The organism is Acidaminococcus sp. HCP3S3_G9_1 (genome assembly GCF_052122455.1).
Taxonomy (GTDB): domain Bacteria; phylum Bacillota; class Negativicutes; order Acidaminococcales; family Acidaminococcaceae; genus Acidaminococcus.
This window is the reverse complement of the sequence record NZ_JBQKCH010000044.1, coordinates 1-683: the sequence shown is the minus strand read 5'-3', so window position 1 is coordinate 683 and position 683 is coordinate 1. Positions and strand designations below refer to the sequence as shown.

1 protein-coding gene is annotated in these 683 nt (G+C 43.2%); it reads left to right on the top strand.

What is annotated here, in order from left to right:
- Nucleotides 1–124: 124 nt before the first annotated feature.
- Nucleotides 125–683: ATP-binding protein (locus ACTQY1_RS11250; protein ID WP_441374213.1), on the top strand; the 559-nt coding region annotated here is incomplete at its 3' end.

Below are 683 nucleotides of genomic sequence, written 5' to 3'. Positions count from 1 at the left end.
AAACGGCAGCCTGAGGAATTGCCTACCGCTCCTATCCGTACGACAATTAAACAGCTTGCACCAGCAGAGGCATCTCCATCCCTTTCCTTTGAAAAATTCAATTTTGATAAGGAGGGCAGCGAGAATGAATGAGGAGCTGATTGAAAAGATTGATAAAAGCTGCAAAGTGCTCCATCTTGATTTTAGTGCTGTGGAACTGGCTTCTCTGGCTGAAGAAGGACATTATTCTGATGAAACCATAGATGCTGTAGCTGCCATCTTCGCCCACATTGGCGAAAAGAAGAAAGAAGCAACTGTACGCACACTCTTAAGGCTTAGCAGATTGCCTTTAAGCAATCCGAAAACCTTTGAGAGCTTTGATTTTAATCTGCTTCACGGAAAGAACGTGAAGCAGATTAAAAGTCTTGCAACTTTATCTGCTATCTATGCTCACAAAAATGTGGCACTGATAGGTCCTGCTGGCACAGGGAAAACACACCTGGCACAAGCCTTTGGATATGCCTGCTGCCACAAAGGACTGAAAGCGTATTTCATTAAAATGACGGAACTAAGAGACCGTTTTACTCTGGCTCGCCAAACAGGAAGAGTATCTAAAGTATTGAATACGTTGGTACGTCCTTCTTGCCTGATTATTGACGAAGTTGGTCACTGTACCTTTGACAAGGAAAACACTCGAATTTTCT